This window comes from Cupriavidus mimosae (genome assembly GCF_023952485.1).
In the GTDB taxonomy this organism is placed as follows: Bacteria; Pseudomonadota; Gammaproteobacteria; order Burkholderiales; family Burkholderiaceae; genus Cupriavidus; species Cupriavidus taiwanensis_C.
In genome coordinates this window covers 250378-270584 of record NZ_JALHRY010000004.1, presented here as the reverse complement: position 1 = coordinate 270584, position 20207 = coordinate 250378, and the positions used below count along the sequence as shown (strand labels likewise).

Genomic DNA, 20207 nt, shown 5'->3' with positions numbered 1-20207 from the left:
TTCGGAGCCCCGCTGCATGCCAGCCGCACCACGCCTTGTCCCGTTCAATCTCATGGCCGCCACCCGGTGAGCCCATGCACCCGCGCACCGACTTTCCGGAATATGACCAGTTGCTGACCTTGCTGGATGCCGGCGGCCACGTGCTCGAAACCCAGGTGGTGTGCGAGACCACCGTGCAGGGCCACCGCTTTGGCGTGCATGTCGCCACCCTCGGCAGCCGCGACCCGGGTGCGCCTGCGATCGGCATCTTCGGCGGCATACACGGCCTGGAGCGCATCGGCACGCAACTGGTGCTGGATTACCTGCGCTCGGTGCTGTCCCGACTCGCCTGGGACGAGCTGCTGCACCGCGAGCTGCAATCGGTGCGGCTGGTGTTCATGCCCATCGTCAACCCCGGCGGCATGTGGGCCGGCACGCGCGCCAACCCCAACGGCGTCGACCTGATGCGCAACGGCCCGCAGGATGCCGACGCGCGCGTGCCCTTCCTGGCCGGCGGGCAGCGCATCGGCGCCTGGCTGCCGTGGTACCGCGGCGCCGCCGGCGCGCCGATGGAGCTCGAAAGCAGCGCCCTGCTGCGCGTGGTCCGGCAGGAACTGCTGCCGCGTCCCCTCAGCTTTGCGGTGGATTGCCATTCCGGCTACGGCTGGCGCGACAGCATCTGGTTTCCATACGCGCGCACGCGCCGGCCGATGCCGCACCTGGCCGAGATGTACCTGCTCAAGACCCTGTTCGAGCAGGCCCACCCGCATCATGGCTATACCTTCGAGCCGCAGAGCCACCAGTACCTGCTGCACGGCGACCTGTGGGACCATGCCTATGACCTGGCCCCGCGCGGCAACCTGTTCCTGCCGATGACGCTGGAGCTGGGCTCGTGGCTGTGGATCAAGAAAAACCCGCGCCAGCTGTTCTCGCGCGAGGGCATCTTCAACCCGATCAAGGCGCACCGCACCGCGCGCGTGCTGCGCCGGCATGTCAGCCTGTTCGACTTTCTCGGCCGCATCGCCTTTGCCTCGGACCGCTGGCTGCCCCGCGGCGCGCAGCGCGACGAGCTGCTGCGGCAGGCGCGCGCGCACTGGCACACGGAGCCACCATGAGCCGATGGGTATTCTTGCGGGGACTGACGCGCGAATCGCGCCACTGGGGAACGCTGCCGGCGCGCTGGGAGGCAGCCGGGCTGGGACGGCCGCTGTTGCCTGACCTGCCCGGCAACGGCGCGCTCTCGGCGCAGCCCGCGCCGTGGAGCGTGCGCGACATGGTGACGGCGGTGCGGCGCCAGCTGACCGCCGCCGGCGTGCCGGGACCGTACCGCGTGCTGGCCATGTCGCTGGGAGCGATGGCCGCGACCGAGTGGGCCAGTAAGTATCCGGAGGAAGTGAGCGGCCTGGTGCTGGTCAACACCAGCATGCGGCCCTTCTGCACGCCGGCGCAACGGCTGCGTCCGCGCAACTGGGCCAGGCTGCTGCGCGTGGCGCAGCGCTGGCAGGATCGCGCGTATTGCGAGCGGACCATCCATGCCATCACCTGCGCGCGCACCGACACGCTGGCCGGCGACCTTGCGCAGTGGCAGGCCATCGCGGCGGACGCACCGGTCAGTCGGCAGGCCGCGCTGGCGCAATTGCTGGCCGCCGCGCGCTATTGCGCGCCAGCCGAGCCGCCGCGCTGTCCGGTATTGCTGCTGGCCTCGGCGGCGGACCGCCTGGTCAACCCGGCCTGTTCGGCGCGCATCGCGCAGGCCTGGGACGTGCCCTTGCTGACGCACCACTGGGCCGGCCACGACCTGCCGCACGACGATCCGCAGTGGGTATGCGATGCGGTCGCACCCGCCCGATCAGGCTTCGGCTAGCGCCTCTTCAACTGGCATGGCGCTGACCAGCAGCGCCGCCGCGGCATCTGCACGTTCCCACGTACCGAACAGCCGCGCGCTGATAAGCCCGTTCTGCAGCGCGCCGAATACCACCTGCGCCAACTGTTGCGGCGGCAGCGAAAACGGCGCCGCGCCCCGGGCGGCGGCCTGTTCGAGCAGACGCGCCAGCCATTGCTCGTTAAGGCGGGTGAAGTCCTGCATCGCGGCGCGCACGGTATCAGGCATGGCCAGCACGTCGGCCGACAGCATGCCCACCACGCAAGCCTGGTCAGTGCAGGCACCGTCGCGCAGTGGCTGCAGGTATTGCCGCGCCTGCTCGGCACACGGCAGGCTGGTATCGATAGCCTGCAGCCGTGCCCGCTTGCGCGCGCTGTATTCGCGCACCGCTTCGAGCACCAGGTCGTCCTTGGACGGGAAGTAATAGTGGATGCTCGAGGTCTTGACGCCGACCAGTTCGGCCAGGTCGCGGTAGCTGAAGCCGTTGAACCCCCGGCGGCGGATCAGCACCAGCGCGTGTTCGACCAGTTGCTCGCGTACGGTTGGGGTATTCATGGCATCGACTCCTCGGCTTGCCGCCGGGCCATTCAGGCCGGCAGCGTTTGTGCGATCAGCGTGATGAGGGACCCGCTTGCAAGGCAAAGTCCGACCCATCCGCCCAGGATCAGCGCAGTGTCACGCCAACGCATGATCTACTCCTGAAGCGGGGCCGCACCTGGCGGCCCGGTGTATGTTGATGGCCGGCACCAGGCCGGCCGGCTCTCAGGCGATGGCGCCGTCGGTGTAGGGATCAGCCTTGCCGACGCGTGCACCGTCGGTGTACGGATCGAAACTGCGGGCCGGCGCCGCCGACACGTTGCTGCGATCCAGGCCGGCTACCGTGCGGGCGCCGTCGGTGTACGGGTCAGCCTTGCCCACGCGTGCACCGTCCGTGTACGGGTCGAAACTGCGGGCCGGCGCCGCCGACACGTTGCTGCGATCCAGCCCGGCTACCGTGCGGGCGCCGTCGGTGTACGGGTCAGCCTTGCCCACGCGGGCACCGTCGGTGAACGGGTCGGCCTTGCCGCTGCGGAAGTTGTAGCCGTAGCTGTCGGCCGGCACCGTGGCCGCGATCGTGCGTGCGCCGTCGGTGTACGGGTCAGGCTTGCCGACGCGTGCGCCTTCGGTGAAAGGATCGAACGTGCCGCTGCGCGCACCCTCCGTGAACGGGTCGAACTTGCCGGTGCGGGCTCCGTCGGTAAAGGCATCGGCGCTGCCGACGCGATAGCTGTAGCCGTACTTGTCGCCGGCGTTGGCGTTCACGCTGGCGGCCTGCGCGACTCCGCCGGCGAGCGCGGCGGCAAGGGTGGCGGCGGTGATCAGGGTCTTGGCGGTCTTGGTCATGATGGGCTCCTGGGTGCGATGGTTCGGGATCGCGTCAAATCCGGTATCAGTGGCTGTTGCAGTCCTTCTTCTGATTCCGCATCTATCAGTAGATAGACATCCGGTCTCAAAAAAATGACCGCTTCCGGTCGTGCAATGGGATCGCCGGGTGCCGCCTGGTCTTGCTTGTTGGAGGCGGTGCAGCGTTTCCATGGACTTGATACTATCTACTACTAGGTAGAGAGTCAAGGAAAAACATTTCTATCGATGCGATAGCTGTTTCGCATGACGCGTTACTCTCTTGTTTTTAAACTGATTTTCCGCAGGCAGAGGGCCGCGCGGCGGGCCATAAAAAAACCGCCATGCGGCTTGCGCCACATGACGGCTTCGGACGCGCCACTGATATCGCGCGCAAACTCAACCGGATACGGCAGCCATCAGCGTGTCGGCAGCGGCTTCAACGCGGTCCGAGGTGCCGAACAGGCGTGCCGCAATGAGCCCGCTCTGCAGCGAGCCGAATACCACCTGCGCCAGCCGCGCCGGCGGCACCGGGAACGGCGTACTGCGATGCGGCTGGGCGCGCTCCAGCAGCCCGGCGAGCCATTGTTCGTTAAGCAGGAAGAAGCCCTGCAGCATCTTGTGCACGGATTCGGGCAGGCACAGGGTCTCGGTCGACAGCATGCCGCACAGGCAGATCTGGTCCGAGCCGCAGCTGGCGCGGAATGGCGCCAGGTAGATGGCGGCCTGCTCGGTGACCGGCAGGCTGGTGTCGATGGCGTTGATGCGCTCGGACAGGCGGGCGCTGTATTCCTTCACCGCTTCCTGGACCAGGTCTTCCTTGGTCGGAAAGTAATAGTGGATGCTGGAGGTCTTCACGCCGACCAGCTCCGCCAGGTCGCGGTAGCTGAAGCCGTTGAAGCCGCGCCGCCGGATCAGGATCAGGGTGTGCTCGAGCAATTGCTCGCGTACGGATTGGGTTTTCATGCAAGCAGTTTATCTACGCGAAGATAGACGCTCAAGTTGAAATGCCCCGGGGCTGGGGTAATTCCCTAGCCTCGGGGCACAGTGCACTACATGGGCGTTAGCCAGGCAGGACCTGCGCGGCGAAGGTAATCATCGAGCCACTCGTCACGCAGAGTACCAGCCATCCGCCAAGCAACAGGATGCTGTCACGCAAACTCATGATGGACTCCATCGGACGGCGGCCACGTGCCGCCATCGTAAGTTGTGGGCCGCCGGCCGATGCCGGCGGCAATCAGGCCAGGGCGCCGTCGGTGTAGGGATCAGCCTTGCCGACGCGCGCACCGTCCGTGTACGGGTCGAAGCTGCGGGCCGGCTCGGCCGAGACGCCGATGCGGTCCAGGCCAGCCACGATGCGGAAGCCGTCCGTGTACGGGTCGGTCTTGCCGACCCGTGCGCCTTCGGTGAACGGATCGAACTTGCCGCTGCGCGCACCCTCCGTGAACGGGTCGAACTTGACGGTGCGGGCACCGTCGGTAAAGGCATCGGCGCTGCCGACGCGATAGCTGTAGCCGTACTTGTCGCCGGCGTTGTCCTGCACGCTGGCGGCCTGCGCCACACCGCCTGCGAGCGCGGCGGCAAGGGTGGCGGCGGTGATCAGGGTCTTGGCGGTCTTGGTCATGATGGGCTCCTGGGTGCGATGGTTCGGGATCGCGTCAAATTCGGTGTCGGTGGCTATTCGCTGGGTCGTTTTCCAGGCTCGCATCTACTAGTAGATAGATCCTCGGGCCTGAAAAAATGACCACTAAGGTCATGCAATGGAATCGCCACATTTCCGTGCCTTCTTGCTTCCGTGGGCAGTGCAGCGGTGCCATGGAGTGAATGCTATCTACTGATAGGTAGATAGTCAAGGAAAAAGATTTCTATCGAAGGGATAGCCGCCCCGCACCCGCCAGGGAAAAGCGCTCCTGAATGAACAATTCTTCACTTGCAGAGCACAGCCTGCTAGCCTGAAGAAGATGACTCCTGACCCCCGCCCCCCGTCTCAAACCACGCGGCACCGCTGGCTGGCCGCGGCAGCCGGCATGGCCGTTGCGGCCGGGGTCGCGCGGCATCTGCTGTTTCGTGCGCTGGAGCGCAAAGCCTTTGTCACGCCAACGGATGAGACAAGCCACGCGGAACCACCCGACAATTCCGCCCCTATGGTGCGGCACGCCACCTTCGCCAGCGGCGACCGCCTCCTCCACGCGGCCTACATGCCGGTGGCACACCCCGAAGCACCGGCCCTGATGGTGTGCCATGGCGACAACGAATGCCTGCCGGACTGGGCACCGGTGCAGGCCATGCTGGCCGCTGCGGGCATCGCTTCCTACGTGTTCGATTACAGCGGCTATGGGCGCAGCACCGGACGGCCAAGCGTGCGCCGGCTGCGGCAGGATGCGATGGCCGCCTACCAGCAGTTCATCGCCGCCACGCCGCAATCGAAACGGCGCGTGGTACTGGGACATTCGCTGGGCTCGGGCATTCTGCTCGATGTGGCACGGCGCTTCGAGCCACAGCCGGATGGCTATGTGATAGCCGCGGGCTTCAGCTCGGCACGGCTGGCCGCGGTGCAGACCGGGCGCATTCCCGCATGGGCGGCGTGGCTGCTGCCGGATCCGTGGAACAACGCAGCGCGTGCGAGCAAGCTGGAACGGCCACTTCTGGTGGTGCACAGCCGTGACGACGTGGTCATCGTGCCGCCCCACGCGGAACGCGTGGCAAGCGCTGCCAGGCATCTGCATGCGCTGGTCATGCATGAGGCCATGCCACACGATGCGGCCATATTGCCAGAGCATATCGACACCTTCTGGCCGCCGATCCTGCGCTTCATGCACGCGCACGCGACTGGTCCCGAAGCGCCATCGCAGCAAGCGCGCGATGCCGGTCCCATCAATGGCCGATCACATGGGCGATTAATCTAACGTAGAGTCCCGCAAGCGGCAATCATCCTTGTGGGCGAGGCGCCACGGCCAAGTGTCCGAGGGACGCGTGATCGATTTCTTGTCTATATTGGTCCTCATGGCGAAAGCCCGCAAACTCGCTGTTGACAGCACTGGAGGTACTGCCATGCGTTGGCTTGCAAACTTGTTCAGTCCGCCGACCCCGGAAAAAATTGCCGAAAGGGAACTGCAAGACATGAGGCTGACGCTATTCCAGGCCGAACGGCGCTTGCTCGAGGCACAGATGCAGGTCGCCTACTACCGCGATATGGTGGCGTTCCTGGAAGATGTCGCGGCCAAGGGCGTGGAAGACGTGGTCGACAAGCGCCGCGCCACACCGCCCGCCATGCCCGAACTGCCGGCGCGCACGCCCGGCCTGACCACGGTGCCGATCGTTCCGTCCGCGGCCTGAAGCGGACCTAAGCCGCGGCGCGTGCCAGGGCAAGCGGCAAGGCAGGTCCGGACCTGTGCGATACTCGCGCTGCCTGACGCCCCCGTGGCGCAGGCAGACCACCCACAGGAACCGGCCCCATGAGCGAACTGCTGCCCGCGATCGAAATTGAAACCGCGCCCAATCCCGGCTGCGCCGTCATCTGGATGCACGGACTGGGCGCCGATGGCAGCGACTTCGCCCCGGTGGTACCCGAGTTGCGGCTGCCGGCCGCGCCCGGCGTGCGCTTTATCTTCCCGCATGCGCCGGCAATACCGGTGACCTGCAATGGTGGCTATGTCATGCCGGCATGGTATGACATCGTTTCCCTCGACCAGGCAGGCCGCCGCGCCGACGAGGCCGGCATCCGCGCATCCTGCGAGGCCATTCGCGCGCTGATCGCACGAGAAAATACGCGCGGCATCCCAAGCGGGCGCATCGTGCTGGCCGGCTTCTCGCAAGGCGGCGCCATCGCCTACACCGCCGGACTGACCCATGCCGAGCCGCTGGCCGGCATCGTGGCACTGTCGACCTACCTGCCCGCACCGTCGACGCTCGCTGCCGAAGCGAACCCCGCAAATGCCAACACGCCGGTGTTCGCCGCGCACGGCACGCAGGACGATGTGGTGCCGCTGGCCATGGGCGTGGCCGCGCGCGATTTCGTGCAGGCGCGCCCGAATCCGGTGACATGGCACAGCTATCCGATGGGCCATGCGGTGTGCCTGGAAGAGATTGCCGATATCGGCGCCTGGCTGGCATCGCGCTTTGCGCAGGCCGGCGCCGCGCCCGCCTGATCGCCTTCGACATGACCACGGCCGGCCCGCTGCGCCGGTCCGCACCAAGCTGCCAGCATGACCCTCGCCCCACCCCGCCGGATCGATTTCAATACCCGCAAGGCGCTGCTGTTCGCGCTGGCCGCGGAACGCCTGTCGGCCTACTACGAACACCGCAAGTGGATGACCGATGCCCAGGGCGCCACGCTGGCCGGCGAATGGCTGTCGCGCTCGAAGCTGCAGTTGCCACTGTCGGAACGGCGCCTGCTGTCCGAACTGAGCGACCAGTTTGCGCGGCAGCTCGCCGACACCCTGTCGCGCGAAGCCGGCCTCTATGCCGCGCACGAAATGATGGAAGCGCTGGACCCGAACTACCAGTCCGCGTTCGCCTACGACATGCTCGAGGAATGCGAGCGGCTGCTGCACGAACACGGCGTCACGGAATAAGGACGACGGCCAACGAAGCCCGCAAGGCGGCTGCGTTTGCAAAGGTTGACAATCGCCCGGCGTATGCGCGCTTAAACTTCGCGCACCAATGACGCCCCACTGTCCGCCACCATGGAACGCAAGCACTGCCTGGCCTGGATTGCGCTGAGCATGATCGCAGCAGCCTTGCTGACGCTGCTGTGCCTGATCCTGAACGACCACGCCGAAACCCAGGCGCAGAAGCGCGTCGAGCAAATGGCTGTGCGCGTCAAGCCGGCAGGCGCGCTCCGGCCCGCAACTTCAGAACGACGACCAGATAGTTAAGAAGGATTGCGATGCGGACCGGAGCGCGGGCTCGAGTGTAGACGCGCCCCCTCCCGGCAACTGCAAAGAATTGACAACGCACTGGCCCGCGCACTCATGCGGCCGTTGCAGGCCATTGCAGCCCTGCAACCACAGCCAGCGCCTGGTAGGAGGTGGCCAGATGATAGGGCGAGGTCGAAGGCATCTCCGCACGCACCACGTCGCCGGTCGGCGCCAGGCACTCATGCCAGCCCTGCGCGTGCAGGAAACGGCTGCGGAACTGCGCGGCCCAGTCAGCCAGCGTGGCCATCGACTGCGCCGAGCCTTCCACTGCCAGCGCGCGCGCAAACTCGGTCTGCGCCCAGATGCGCTCGGTGCCGTCGATCTTTGCGCCGTCCGCCTCCAGCGCCGCGCAGACACCCAGCGTGCCGGCGGCCACGCCGTGCTGCCGCGCGAAGGCGAAGGCGCGGCGCAGGGCATCCGCTAGCGGCAGATCGCCAAACAGCGCCGGCCTGCCGGCCACCAACGAGAACCATTCGAACTGGTGCCCCGGTTCGATGCGATTGTCCGCGCTGCCTTGCGGCAGCTCCGCCACGCAGCCTCTGGCGGGATCGACAAAGCGCTCGTGCACCGCCATCGCAATCTCGCGCAGCCGTTCCGCATACCACTCGTCGCCGGTGGCATCCAGCGCGGCCAGGTAGGCCTCGGTCAGGTGCATGACCGGGTTCTGCAGCACACCCGCCCCCTTGGGCCGGAAGTGCTCGGTCAGCGCGGCGTGGTACAGGCCCTGTCCATCGGCGAAGCGGTCCTCGACGATATCGACGGTTTCATCGAGCACCTCCAGCGCATCCTCGTTGCCGAAGCGGGCGTGATACGCGGCGCAGGCGAAGATCACGAAGGCATGGGTGTAGAGATCGCGTGTGCTGTCGAGCGGCGCGCCGGCCGGGTCGACGCTGTAGATCCACGCGCCCTCGCCATTGCCGAAATAGGCCTGCAGCGAGCCGAACAGCGTATCGGCATGCGTCTTCTGCCCTGCCAGCGAAAACACGTACAACTGGCGCGCACATGCCATGGCGCGATAACGCGCCGGCGGCAGCGGCGCGGCGCTGCCACCGTCGAGCCCTTCATAGGGCAGCAACAGTTCGGGATTCCAGCCGGAGGCGGTCCACAGCGGCAGCACGACGGCATCGTAATGCGCCGTCAGGGCGGCGATCCGTTGGTTAAGCTCGGGCGAGAGAGGCATGTTCGGGCGACAAGATCCGGCGCGGCAACTGCCGCAAAGGCCGTATCTTGCCATGGCGCGGCCGCAATGCCTCATGGCATTTGCGGCGCACACTTGCTAGCATCAATGCGCCAACCTGCGAACGGGAGACACCCATGTCGACTTTGCCTCTCACGCTGACCGACAATCACCGCACCCTGGTGCTCCATGTCCTCGAGGACGGGACGGGCCAGTTCACCTGGCGCATCGTCATGGAAGAACGGTGCGGCGCCGCCGACGAGGACTGCACGGTCGCAGCCCCGGGCACTTACGGCTCTTATGCGGAAGCCGAAGCCGCATGCTGGGCCGCCGGCAATGGCATCCTGAACGGCCCGCGCGCCGCAGGGGAACTGCGCATCACCTGACCTCTGCAAATTATCGCGATTCACTTGCACTACGCGCCGCGTGACCTAGTCTGGAAGCGTGGCAGTGGCAACGCGGGCGATGCATTGCCCGCGATTATTCATTCCGGCCACGTCCCGGGCACACACCGCTGCCCGGTGCGCTTTTCCGCCACCTGCCTGTCATCTTCCTGGCCTTTACTGGCCTGGTCGCCATACCGCGCCAAGAAACGGGTACGGTGGCCAGGGCCGCAGGAGCATGCAATGGACAAGCCGGTCGTCACGCCCCAGCGCTTCGTTGAACTGATGAACGAACGCCTCACCAAGCATCCCCTGTTCCGCGAGGGCATGCGGGTCTACGCCATTCCGCAGCACAGCGATCATCCGCGCAGCCTGGTCTGCGTGGGACCGCGCGGCACCGAATGCGTATGCGCCACCATTGAGAGCATCGTGCGCGGCGAATGCGAGGTCTTTCCCGACATCGGCCCGGACTGGCATCACCCGCCCAGGACCGCAACGCCGCCCGAGGTGCGGGCGCGCTAAATCGACGCGGCGCCGTATGGCGCCGCGTGCGTTTCAGACGTCGATGGCCGAATCCGACTTCACCTTGCGGCGCAGCTCGAATTTCTGGATCTTGCCGGTGGAGGTCTTGGGCAACGGCCCGAAGTAAACCGCCTTGGGCACCTTGAAGCCCGCCAGCAGCTTGCGGCAATGCGCGATCAGTTCTTCTGCGCTGACGCTGGCCCCGTCCTTCAGTTCGACAAAGGCGCACGGCGTTTCGCCCCACTTGGCATCGGGCTGCGCCACCACCGCCGCGGCCAGCACCGCCGGATGCCGGTAGAGCGCGTCTTCCACTTCCACACTCGAGATGTTTTCTCCGCCGGAAATGATGATGTCCTTGCTGCGGTCCTTGATCTTGACATAGCCGTCGGGCATGCACACGCCCAGGTCGCCGGTATGGAACCAGCCGCCGGCAAAGGCTTCGCGCGTCGCCTTTTCGTTCTTCAAATAGCCCTTCATGCAGATGTTGCCGCGGAACATGATCTCGCCGATGGTCTCGCCATCGGCCGGCACCGGCTGCATCGAATCGGGATCGAGCACGGCCACCTGCGACTGCAGGTGATAGCGCACGCCCTGGCGCGCCTTCCTGACCGCGCGGTCCTGCTCGGACAGCATGCTCCAGTCGTCCTGCTCGGCGCAGACCGCAGCCGGGCCGTAGACCTCGGTCAGGCCGTAGACGTGGGTCAGCTCGAAGCCCATCGCCTCCATCTGCGCCAGCACCGCGGCCGGCGGCGGCGCGCCGGCCACCATGCCGCGCACCGGCCCGCGCACGCCCTCGCGCCACGCAGCGGGCGCATTGACCAGCGCGGTATGCACGATCGGCGCGGCGCAGTAGTGGGTCACGCCCTCGTCGCGCATCAGGTCGAACACCAGCCTGGGCTCGAACTTGCGCAGGCACACGTTGACGCCCGCGCGCGCCGCCACCGTCCACGGGAAACACCAGCCGTTGCAGTGGAACATCGGCAGCGTCCACAGGTAGACCGGGTGCTTGGGCAGGTCCCACTCGAGGATGTTCGAGATGGCATTGATGGCCGCGCCGCGGTGATGGTAGACCACCCCCTTGGGATCGCCGGTGGTGCCCGACGTGTAATTCAGCGCGATCGCGTCCCACTCGTCAGCAGGCAGTTGCCATGTGTACGACGGGTCGCCGCCGGCGAGGAAGGCTTCGTAATCGGTCTCGCCGAACGGCGCCTCCTGCGGGCCCAGCACGTCGCGCACGGCAATCACCTTCAGCCCCGGAAGCTCCAGCGCCATCTGCCGCGCCACCTCGGCAAACTCGGTATCGGCCAGCAGCACGCGCGCCTCGCCATGGCGCAGCATGAACAGCAGGTTGGCGGCGTCGAGGCGGATATTCAACGCATTGAGCACGGCACCGGCCATCGGCACGCCGAAATGCGCTTCCACCATCGCCGGCGTATTCGGCAGCAGCGCGGCCACGGTATCGCCCTTGCCGACGCCGGCACGTGCCAGCGCGCTGGCCAGGCGCCGCGCGCGCGCATAGGTGTCGCGCCAGTTCTGGCGCAGCGGACCATGCACGATGGCCAGCCGATCGCCATACACCTCGGCGGCGCGGACCAGGAAATCAATGGGTGTCAACGGCACGAAGTTGGCCGCGTTGCGGGCCAGGCCGCTGTCGAAATCGGTTGGCATTGCTAGTGTCTCCGCCTTGTCGGGGTCGTTCCGAATCATTCGGGCGCTACTGGTTCGCGCGCCTTGCGGCGCTGTCACTTTTTCCGGCACAAGGCTATCATCGCACACGCCGGCGCACTGTCGTCGAGACGACAAACCTGCCGCAAACCCGCGCCAGGCAAGGCTTACACGATTCTTACAGGATGCGGCGCAGCCCGCCCGTCCGTACCATGAGCGAACCCGCAGACCCCACCTCCCTCCCCGCCCCTGCGCCCGCCGCAATCCTTGCCGGCCATGCCTGGTTCGGCGAACTGGCGCCGGCGCACCAGACCCTTGCGGCGCGCGAAACCCTGCTGCAATCCTTTGCCGCGGGCAGCTTCATCGCCCGGCGTGGCGAGCCTTCGCGCCACTGGATCGGCGTCGACAGCGGCCTGATCAAACTGGCGGTGTACACGCCCGACGGCCGCGGCTGCACTTTCTCGGGCGTGCCTGCCGGCGGCTGGTGCGGCGAAGGCAGCGTGATCAAGCGCGAGGATCGCCGCTATGACGTGATCGCGATCCGCGACTCGCAGGTGCTGCTGGTGCCCGAGCCGGTCTTCAACACATTGCTGGCCCAGAGCCTGCCGTTCGCCAGCTTTGTCGTGCGCCAGCTCAACGAACGCATGGGCCAGTTCATCGCCACCGTTCAGAACGACCGCCTGCTAGGTGCCGATGCGCGCGTGGCGCAAGCCATCGCGCAGCTATTCCATCCGGACCTGTATCCGCGCACCAGCCCGGTCCTGGAACTGTCGCAGGAAGAAATCGGCCTGCTTACCGGACTCTCGCGCCAGCGCGTCAACCAGGCGCTGCGCCGGTTGGCCGATGCAGGCATGGTGCACCTGTCGTACCAAAGCATCCGCGTGACCGACCTGCCACGGCTGCGCCACTTCGGGATGTCTGACCTGTAACGGGGCAGCCACCAGGTGCCGGGCCGGCCGTAAACCGCTGTCCGCGGCCTTGCGCCGCCCGCCGAATCCTGCGACAGTTACCCGCCGCACCGCCGCCAGCTTCCGGGTCGTTTTCCGCATGCCGCTTGTCAGCCGTCACCACGTCCGCTTTGCCCGCCTGCGCTTTCCCTTTGCCGTCCATGTGCAAGCCCTGCACGGCACGGCCAGCCTGCGCGACGCCAACGCGCGGCGCGAAGTACGGCCCGGCGACCCGTTCGTGGTGCACGCCTTCGCCCACTTCGACTGCGACCTGCCCGGTACCTGGCAACAACCCTGCGCCATCGTCCTGACCGCCGTACCGGACAGCGACTGCCCGCGCCTGGCAGGCAAGCCCGCGGATCGTCCGTGGTCGCGCCAGTTTGCCGGCCTGGTCTTTTCCCGCCCCGACACCGACTGGAACGCCGAGCGCCTGGCGGCGCAATGGCAAGTGCCGGCGCGCCTGGTGCGCGCGCGCCTCTTTGCCGAAGGCGAGGCGCTGCATCCGCTGCTGCGCGAGCAACGAGCCGCGCATGCGCTGCACGCACTGGCGAGCGCCGGCGGCCTGGTGCCCGCACTGGACCAACTGGCCGCCCATGCGGGCCTGCGCTCAGCCAGCGCGCTGGCGCGCGCCTGGCACGACTGGTTCGGCATCGACGCCATGCGGCTGCTCGAAGATTGCCGCGCTGGTGGCCGCGCGCTCGCGCCGACGGCGACCTGGCCCGGGCTGGTGCGGGCGGCCGCCTGATTCGTCCTTCCTCGGCGGTAAGCCGCCCGCCACGCCGCGCGTGGTTTGTCAATCACCTCAACGCGGGTTGGGCACGCTGCCACCCTTCACGCAAAATCGCGCCCGCAGGGCGGGTCAGCCTCCCTGTGGGCGGGGTCCTGCATGAGCCAGTGTTCCACCACGCAGCGCCCTGCCATAACAAGAAAACCACAGAAATCAAAACTGGGATGAAAACAAAACATCTGTTTTTGACGGGTCTGGCGGCGGCCGTATTGACGGCCTGCGGAGGCGGCGGAGGAGACTCCACGGCCACGGCACCCGCCGCTACAAAGATCACCGGCACCGCAGCCGTGGGCGCTGCGTTGGGCGGTGCCACGGTCCAGGCCAAATGTGCAACCGGCAGTGGCACGGCCACTACCGCCTCGGACGGAACCTTCACGCTCAGCATCAGTGGCGCCACGCGCCCATGCGTGCTCAGCGTCAAGACGCCTGACGGCACCACGCTGCATTCAGTGGTCGAGGCCGGCACCGGCACCACCGCCGTGGCCAACATCACCCCGCTGACCGAACTGGTAACCGCATCGCTGGCACAGGGCAGCACCACGGCCTTCTTCGACCAGTTCGACGCCACCGCGCAGGCCAAGCTGACTTCCGGCAACCTGACCAGCGCCACAGAAGCGGTTCGCCTGGTGCTGACCGGCGTGGTGGACCTGACCAGCGTCGACCCGCTCAAGGATCCGCTGGTGGCCGCCAACGGCGCCAACGCCGGCAATGCCCAGGACAAGCTGCTCGACCAGCTCGGCGATCGCCTGGAAGCGTCGCAAACCACGCTGGGTGAGTTGTCCTCCGCGGTCGCTGCCAAGGCCGACGCCGCGGCGGTCCAGACCGCGCTGCAGCCGGCGGCGGCAACCTGCGCCGGGCTGAAGACCGGTAAATACCATGTAATCGGACTGGGCTCCGCAGCGGCGGAAGCCGGCGACCTCGACGCGGCCGCGCTCAAGCTGCAGGTCGGCAACGAGACCGTCCCCTTCACCGCCGTTGCCGGCGATGCCTGCCGCTTCACCGTACCGGGCGCAAACGGAACCACCAATACCGTCATGGTGGCCAAGTCGGGCATCGCGCTGGCCGTGCCGCCCGCGGGCCCGATGAGCGATCTGCCCACCCTGCTGGTGCCCGCACAGTCCGTTGCCCTGGCCGACCTGGCGGGCGACTGGAACGGTCTCGGCATGGAGCGGGACAACAGCGGAACGCCCTACGCATCCCGCCGCGTGACCTTCAGCATCGATGCCGCGGGCAAGCTGACCAAGGGTGCCGACTGCTCCGGCGTGAACACCTGCGAGGCATGGCTGCCGGAAGAACTGCCGACGCTCAGCGCCAACGCCGACGGCAGCTTCAGGATCACCGACAGCTTCGGCTCGCAGCTTGCCTATGCATTCAAGGGCACCGACGGCCAGGTGACGGTCGTCATCACCCACGACGATGGCTTCATGCTCGCCGCCAAGCAGGTGGTACGTCCCCTGCCGGTGGTGGGTGCGACCAATTCGTACTGGGACACGGTCATGTTTGGCGGCCTGGTGCCCACGCTGCAAAATGCCGGCACGTGGTCGACCGTCGTGACTGTGGTGGATGCGCAGACCGGCAGCTACACGCGCAAGCGCGTGGAAGACGGCCGCCTGGACAGCTGGAAGGTTAACAGCCCGGCCAACGGTCTGCGCTATCGTGCCGCCAGCAGCAACGCTTCCGAGATGATCTCCCTGGTTCCGGGCAATACCGGCCTGGGCCTGGGAATCGCCGTGAACGGATCGTTCTACGATATCTCTGTGAATCGCCCGTAACTTGCCCCGCGAGGCGCCGGCCCGGGCGTGTTGCGCCCGGGCCGGGTAAAGCCGGCGCCGCCATGCGGTGCCGGCTTTTTTCTTTTGCACCGGCACCTGGCGTGGCGCGCTCAAAAAAATACCCACAGCCGGGTGGTAGTGGGTAACAAAAGTGGTGCGGGCACGTCGCGGAACTGCCCACGCTCGCATCTTTGCACCGGGTTTCCCGCGCGCCAATAATCTTTCCGGACTAGTTGCGCCCCCACACTGGTTGCATGGACAAGCGCCCGCGATTCTTGTCCAATAGATCGCCCCTCGCACCGGCTATCTTCGATGCCCGACGCCCGCCTGCTGCTGATCGACGACCATACCCTGTTCCGCACCGGCCTGCGCCTGGTGCTGGCCGACAGCCCGAGCGTGGCGCATATCCTCGAGGCCGGTTCGGTCATGCAGGCGGTGCAGGACCACGGCGGCGCGGCGCTCGACATCATGCTGCTCGATATCCAGATGCCCGGCCTGAACGGCATCGAGGGTGTCAAGGTGTTGCGCCGGCATTTCCCGGCGGCGCGCATCTTGATCGTGTCGGGCACTTCGGGGCTGGAAACCATCCCGCCGGAAGTACGGCGCGAGATTTCGGGGTTCCTGCCCAAGTCCGCCGACGCATGCGAGATCGAGGAGGCGATCGCGTGCTGCCTGGCCGGCGGCACCCATTTTTCCGGCGAGGCCGATGCCGCGGCACCGCCCCAGCAGTCCTACGCCGCGAGCACGCTCACACCGCGCCAGTTGGAGGTGCTGCATCAGTTGACGCTGGGCCGCTCGAACAAAGTCATTGCCTACCATATGGGCCTGTCCGAGAACACCGTGCGCGTCCATGTCGCGGCCATTCTCAATCATCTCGGCGTGGTCAGCCGCCTTGAAGCCATCCTCGAAGCCCAGCGGCGCGGCTTGGTACAGGCGGTGCGATGACCGTGGAGACAAACGACCCGGCCGCCCCCGCGCGCAGCCCGCTGCGCTGGCTGCCCCGCTACGATGCGCCGCGCCTGCTCGCGGCGCAGATGAACCTGATCGACCAGAGCTTCGGCTGCGCGATGGCAGGCTGTTCGCTGGCAGCCCTCATCCTGGCGGTCGGCCTGACCCTGAACGGGGACCGCCCCGGTGCCCTGCCCTGGGCGGGCGCGATGGTACTGGTTTGCGCCGTGGCCTACTTTGGACGGCTGCGGTTGCCCGGGCGCCTGACCGAAGCCGGCGCCACGCGCTATGCGCGCGGCATGACCGCCATGCTGGTGCTGATCGGCGCGCTGTGGGGACTGGTGGCATGGCTATACCTGGACGTGCGCATGCCGGCGGTGGTGATCTGCATCCTGTCGCTGATCGCCGGGATGAGCGCTGCCGCGCTCGCGGTATTCTCGGCATGCCTGCCGGTGGCGATCGGCTTCTTCGTGCCGGCGATCGTGCCGGTATGGATCGCCTTCCTGGCCACCGGCGATATCGAATACTTGCCGATGTTCCTCGGCACGCCGCTGTACCTGTGCGTGCTGCTGGTCTTCGCGCGCAACTATGCGCGTGTAGCGCGGCAATCGATCGCGCTGCGCTTCGAGAACGTGGAACTGATCTCGCAGCTGCGCGAACAGACCGCGCGCGCCGAGGCCGCGCAGCACGCGGCCGAGGACGCCAGCCGCGCCAAGTCGGTATTCCTGGCCTCCGCCAGCCATGACCTGCGCCAGCCGCTGCACGCGATGGGGCTATTCCTGGTATCGCTGGGCCGCACCTGGCTGGATGAACGCCAGCGCCAGTTGCTGGCGCATATCGAAGCCTCTTCCGGGGCCGCGCGCGAGATGCTGAACTCGCTGCTGGACTTCTCCAAGCTCGAGGCCGGCGTGATCACCCCGCGCGCGCGCGCGTTCCGCCTGCAGCCCCTGCTGCACAAGCTGGAGAACGAGTTCGCACCGCAGGCCGAGGCGCGCGGGCTGGTGTACCGCACCCGGGATACCACCGTCACACTGCATGGCGACCCCACGCTGGTCGAACTGGTGCTGCGCAACCTGATTGCCAATGCCATCCGCTACACGCAGCAAGGCGGCGTGCTGGTGGCTTGCCGCCAGCGCGGCGTGCTGGCCACCATCGAAGTCTGGGACACCGGCATCGGCATCCCCGCCGCACAGCACCGCGACATCTTTCGGGAATTCCATCAGCTGGGCAATCCCGAGCGTGACCAGCGCAAGGGGCTCGGGCTGGGGCTGGCCATTGTCGAGGGCCTGGCGCGGACGATGCAGACGCGCGTGACCCTCGCGTCCAGCCCGGGACGGGGCTCGGTGTTTCGCTTCAGCCTGCGGCAGGCATGGGAGCCCCCGGAAGAGAGCCCGCTGGTGCCGGCAGCGCGCGCGCTCGATGGGCTCCGTGTGCTGGTGATCGATGATGACGAGGCCATCCGCAGCGCGATGTCCGAGCTGCTGTCGGCCTGGCGCTGCGAGTGCCGCACCGTCGAATCCGAAGAACAGGCGCTGGCGTCGCTGGCCGGGTTCACACCGGGGCTGGTTCTGGCCGACTACCGCCTGCGCGGACACCGTACCGGCCAGCAGGCGCTGGACGCGATCCGGCAGCGGCTGGGCCGGCACGTGCCGGCCATCATCATTACGGGGGATACTGCGGCCGACCGCCTGCGCACCGCGCACGCGACCGGCACGGCATTGCTGCACAAGCCGGTGGTACCGCAGGAATTGCAGGCGGCCATCGACACCATGCTGCGGGAATTCCCGGCACAGGGCAGAGGCGCCGCGCACCGCCAGGCAGCGGTGACGTAGTGAACGAAGCCCCGGTCACGCCGGGGCCAGGGCCATCAGCCGCCCGAATGCAGCGGCGACAGCGAATAGGCCAGCACCAGTCCCGCCACGATCGCCGGCGAGCCGAGCCTTATCGCCGTGCTGCGGGACAGTATGCCCAGATACACATACAAACACACCAGCACCATCGCAGTCACATACAGCAGGCTGTCATAGACTTGCATGGACGTCTCCCTTGCCATTGTTCTTATTGCTTTACTTCGGTGGGCTGCCAACGGGGCGGGATGCGTGGGGTATTGCGGAACTGCGTGGGGGCGCTCCGTCGACAGCATGCTATGGCTGTCTGTTGCAAGGATAGTCCGCACTTCGGCGGCGCGTGGCAATTATGGAAATCCCTCTGCGGCGCTGCACCAGCAGCGGGCAGCTCGGCTCAATCGGCCGGCAGCATCTCGGGGTTCCATGCAATTTCCCACAGATGTCCGTCCGGATCGTGGAAGTAGCCGGCGTATCCGCCCCAGAAGGTGTCCTGTGCCGGCTTGACCACGCTGGCACCGGCGGCCAGTGCCTGCGCCATCACCGCATCGACTTCGGCCTTGTCGGCGACGTTATGGGCCAGCGAGACATCGGTCAGCGCGCGCGGCGTTACCGGCAGTCCGGCATCATGAGCCAGGCTGGCGCGCGGCCAGAGCGCCAGCTTGAGGCCGGCCTGCAGGTCAAAGAACGCCACTGCGCCATGCTCGAACTGCTCGCCGACAATGCCCGCGGTAGGCAGGCCGAGCCCGTCGCGATAAAAGCGCACCGCACGCTGCAAGTCATCGACGCCCAGCGTGATCAGCGTAATCCTCGGTTTCATGGCGGTCCTCCACTATCATCGATTGCCTAGCGCTGCCCAAACGCCGCGCCGGCGAACAGGTCTTTCAGTTCGCGCGGCTGCGAACGCCAGTATTGCTTCGGCGCCTGCACGCTCGCACCCAGCCGCGCGGCGGCATGCCATGGCCAGCGGGGGTCATACAGCATGGCACGGGCCAGCGATACCGCGTCGGCCTCCTGGTTGGCGATGATGGCTTCTGCCTGCTCTGGCTCCGTGATCAGGCCCACTGCAATCGTCGGCAGGCCCACCTCTGCCTTCACGCGCTGCGCGTAGGGCACCTGGTAGCCGGGCCCCAGCTTGATCGCCTGCTGCGGCGAGACCCCGCCGGTGGTCACATGGATCGCCGCGCAACCGCGCGCCTTCAGCGCCTTCGACAAGGCGACTGTGCCTTCGATATCCCATCCGCCCGGCACCCAGTCCGTCGCCGAGATGCGCATCCACACCGGTCGCTGCGCCGGGAACGCCTCGCGCACCGCGTCGTAGACTTCAATCGGGAAACGCATGCGGTTCTCCAGGCTACCGCCGTATTCATCGTCGCGGTGATTGGCCAGCGGCGACAGGAACTGGTGCAGCAGATAGCCATGCGCGGCGTGGATCTCGATGCCATCAAGCCCCAGCCGCGCCGCGCGCCTTGCCGCGGCGACAAAGTCATCGCGCACCTTGTCCATCCCCGCGCGGTCCAGCGCCACCGGCGCGGCTTCCGCTGCGCCATGCGGCACCGCCGAAGGCGCCACCGCATGCCAGCCCAAGGGCGCGTCCGGGGCAATCTGCTGACCGCCGTCCCACGGCGCCTGGCTCGACGCCTTGCGGCCGGCATGCCCCAGCTGGATCGCGATGGCGATCGGAGAATGCGCGCGCATCGCGTTGACCACGCGGCCCAGTGCCGCCTCGTTGTCGTCCGAATACAGGCCCAGGTCATACGGCGTGATGCGCCCTTCCGCGGACACCGCCGTGGCCTCGACAATCAGCATGCCCGCGCCCGACAGCGCCAGCGAACCCAGGTGGATCATGTGCCAGTCGCCCGCATTGCCGTCGTGCGCGGAATACTGGCACATCGGCGCGATCGTGATGCGGTTGGCAAGCGTGAGGCCGCCGATGGCGAGCGGCTCGAACAGTTGGCTCATGCGTTGTGCTCCTTGCGGGAATCTTGCTGCCCTTGCGGAC

23 protein-coding genes are annotated in these 20207 nt (G+C 67.1%); 14 read left to right on the top strand and 9 right to left on the bottom strand.

All coding sequences use genetic code 11. The features are described 5' to 3' along the window. Window positions 1-74 precede the first annotated feature (74 nt). Together MKD50_RS09830 and MKD50_RS09825 are read left to right on the top strand one after the other, a co-directional pair. Complete coding sequence (locus MKD50_RS09830; protein ID WP_240072064.1) at window positions 75-1094, top strand: M14 family zinc carboxypeptidase; 1020 nt, start codon at window positions 75-77, stop codon at window positions 1092-1094. After that, window positions 1091-1843 carry an alpha/beta fold hydrolase gene (locus tag MKD50_RS09825; protein WP_252667011.1) on the top strand — a complete coding sequence of 251 codons (753 nt, stop codon included), beginning with the start codon at window positions 1091-1093 and terminating at the stop codon, window positions 1841-1843. The genes MKD50_RS09830 and MKD50_RS09825 overlap by 4 nt, the downstream gene beginning before the upstream one ends. On the opposite strand, the gene MKD50_RS09820 is transcribed toward MKD50_RS09825, so the two are convergent. The 4 genes from MKD50_RS09820 to MKD50_RS09805 form a co-directional block, all read right to left on the bottom strand. Further along, window positions 1829-2416, bottom strand: a complete 588-nt coding sequence (locus MKD50_RS09820) for a TetR/AcrR family transcriptional regulator (protein ID WP_115700273.1) — start codon at window positions 2414-2416, stop codon at window positions 1829-1831. The genes MKD50_RS09825 and MKD50_RS09820 overlap by 15 nt on opposite strands. 207 nt (window positions 2417-2623) lie before the next feature. After that, complete coding sequence (locus MKD50_RS09815) at window positions 2624-3244, bottom strand: copper resistance protein CopQ (protein WP_252667010.1); 621 nt, start codon at window positions 3242-3244, stop codon at window positions 2624-2626. Between the two features lie 396 nt (window positions 3245-3640). Then, window positions 3641-4207 (bottom strand): TetR/AcrR family transcriptional regulator, encoded by a 567-nt coding sequence (locus MKD50_RS09810; protein WP_115700271.1) that lies wholly within the window; start codon window positions 4205-4207, stop codon window positions 3641-3643. Window positions 4208-4478: 271 nt separating this feature from the next. Further along, on the bottom strand, window positions 4479-4865 hold the full coding sequence (locus MKD50_RS09805; protein ID WP_252667009.1) for a hypothetical protein: 387 nt from the start codon (window positions 4863-4865) through the stop codon (window positions 4479-4481). Window positions 4866-5202: 337 nt separating this feature from the next. Between MKD50_RS09805 and MKD50_RS09800 the strand changes: the two genes are divergently transcribed. The 5 genes from MKD50_RS09800 (at window position 5203) to MKD50_RS09780 (ending at window position 8118) form a co-directional block, all read left to right on the top strand. Next, window positions 5203-6147 (top strand): alpha/beta hydrolase, encoded by a 945-nt coding sequence (locus MKD50_RS09800; RefSeq protein ID WP_252667008.1) that lies wholly within the window; start codon window positions 5203-5205, stop codon window positions 6145-6147. A 145-nt stretch (window positions 6148-6292) separates the two neighbouring features. Next, complete coding sequence (locus tag MKD50_RS09795; protein ID WP_010812500.1) at window positions 6293-6577, top strand: hypothetical protein; 285 nt, start codon at window positions 6293-6295, stop codon at window positions 6575-6577. 119 nt (window positions 6578-6696) lie between these two features. After that, window positions 6697-7389 (top strand): alpha/beta hydrolase, encoded by a 693-nt coding sequence (locus tag MKD50_RS09790; protein WP_115700268.1) that lies wholly within the window; start codon window positions 6697-6699, stop codon window positions 7387-7389. Window positions 7390-7446: 57 nt separating this feature from the next. Then, window positions 7447-7815, top strand: coding sequence for a hypothetical protein (locus MKD50_RS09785; RefSeq protein WP_112775198.1), 369 nt, complete (start codon window positions 7447-7449; stop codon window positions 7813-7815). A gap of 111 nt (window positions 7816-7926) precedes the next feature. Beyond that, window positions 7927-8118: a hypothetical protein gene (locus MKD50_RS09780; RefSeq protein WP_115700267.1), complete on the top strand. Its 192-nt coding sequence runs from the start codon at window positions 7927-7929 to the stop codon at window positions 8116-8118. Window positions 8119-8212: 94 nt separating this feature from the next. Here MKD50_RS09780 and MKD50_RS09775 read toward each other — a convergent pair whose 3' ends face one another. Beyond that, complete coding sequence (locus tag MKD50_RS09775; protein ID WP_252667007.1) at window positions 8213-9340, bottom strand: AGE family epimerase/isomerase; 1128 nt, start codon at window positions 9338-9340, stop codon at window positions 8213-8215. 134 nt (window positions 9341-9474) lie between these two features. On the opposite strand from MKD50_RS09775, the gene MKD50_RS09770 reads away from it, so the two are divergent. Next, window positions 9475-9723 carry a hypothetical protein gene (locus tag MKD50_RS09770; protein WP_240072059.1) on the top strand — a complete coding sequence of 83 codons (249 nt, stop codon included), beginning with the start codon at window positions 9475-9477 and terminating at the stop codon, window positions 9721-9723. A gap of 240 nt (window positions 9724-9963) precedes the next feature. Then, complete coding sequence (locus MKD50_RS09765) at window positions 9964-10242, top strand: hypothetical protein (protein ID WP_115700264.1); 279 nt, start codon at window positions 9964-9966, stop codon at window positions 10240-10242. Window positions 10243-10275: 33 nt separating this feature from the next. Here the strand turns inward: MKD50_RS09765 and MKD50_RS09760 are convergent, their stop codons facing one another. Beyond that, the gene (locus MKD50_RS09760) at window positions 10276-11910 is read right to left on the bottom strand and encodes an acyl-CoA synthetase (RefSeq protein ID WP_252667006.1); all 1635 of its coding nucleotides are present in this window, start codon (window positions 11908-11910) and stop codon (window positions 10276-10278) included. A gap of 209 nt (window positions 11911-12119) precedes the next feature. Here MKD50_RS09760 and MKD50_RS09755 point away from each other — a divergent pair, with 209 nt between their 5' ends. The 5 genes from MKD50_RS09755 to MKD50_RS09735 all read left to right on the top strand — a co-directional run bounded on the left by MKD50_RS09755 (window position 12120) and on the right by MKD50_RS09735 (window position 18193). Further along, window positions 12120-12836, top strand: a complete 717-nt coding sequence (locus MKD50_RS09755) for a Crp/Fnr family transcriptional regulator (protein WP_252667005.1) — start codon at window positions 12120-12122, stop codon at window positions 12834-12836. A 118-nt stretch (window positions 12837-12954) separates the two neighbouring features. Then, the gene (locus MKD50_RS09750) at window positions 12955-13599 is read left to right on the top strand and encodes an AraC family transcriptional regulator (protein ID WP_115700262.1); all 645 of its coding nucleotides are present in this window, start codon (window positions 12955-12957) and stop codon (window positions 13597-13599) included. A gap of 149 nt (window positions 13600-13748) precedes the next feature. Then, on the top strand, window positions 13749-15413 hold the full coding sequence (locus tag MKD50_RS09745; RefSeq protein WP_371925317.1) for a hypothetical protein: 1665 nt from the start codon (window positions 13749-13751) through the stop codon (window positions 15411-15413). A gap of 312 nt (window positions 15414-15725) precedes the next feature. Next, the gene (locus MKD50_RS09740) at window positions 15726-16358 is read left to right on the top strand and encodes a response regulator transcription factor (RefSeq protein WP_115700260.1); all 633 of its coding nucleotides are present in this window, start codon (window positions 15726-15728) and stop codon (window positions 16356-16358) included. Continuing rightward, the gene (locus MKD50_RS09735) at window positions 16355-18193 is read left to right on the top strand and encodes an ATP-binding response regulator (RefSeq protein WP_252667004.1); all 1839 of its coding nucleotides are present in this window, start codon (window positions 16355-16357) and stop codon (window positions 18191-18193) included. Before MKD50_RS09740 ends, MKD50_RS09735 begins: the two co-directional genes overlap by 4 nt. 35 nt (window positions 18194-18228) lie before the next feature. On the opposite strand, the gene MKD50_RS09730 is transcribed toward MKD50_RS09735, so the two are convergent. The 3 genes from MKD50_RS09730 to MKD50_RS09720 form a co-directional block, all read right to left on the bottom strand. Next, a complete protein-coding gene (locus MKD50_RS09730; RefSeq protein ID WP_167330465.1) occupies window positions 18229-18396 on the bottom strand; it encodes a hypothetical protein in 168 nt (55 codons plus the stop codon). 206 nt (window positions 18397-18602) lie between these two features. Next, a complete protein-coding gene (locus MKD50_RS09725; RefSeq protein ID WP_252667003.1) occupies window positions 18603-19025 on the bottom strand; it encodes a VOC family protein in 423 nt (140 codons plus the stop codon). 26 nt (window positions 19026-19051) lie between these two features. After that, window positions 19052-20167: an NADH:flavin oxidoreductase/NADH oxidase gene (locus MKD50_RS09720; RefSeq protein ID WP_115700257.1), complete on the bottom strand. Its 1116-nt coding sequence runs from the start codon at window positions 20165-20167 to the stop codon at window positions 19052-19054. Window positions 20168-20207: the final 40 nt, after the last annotated feature.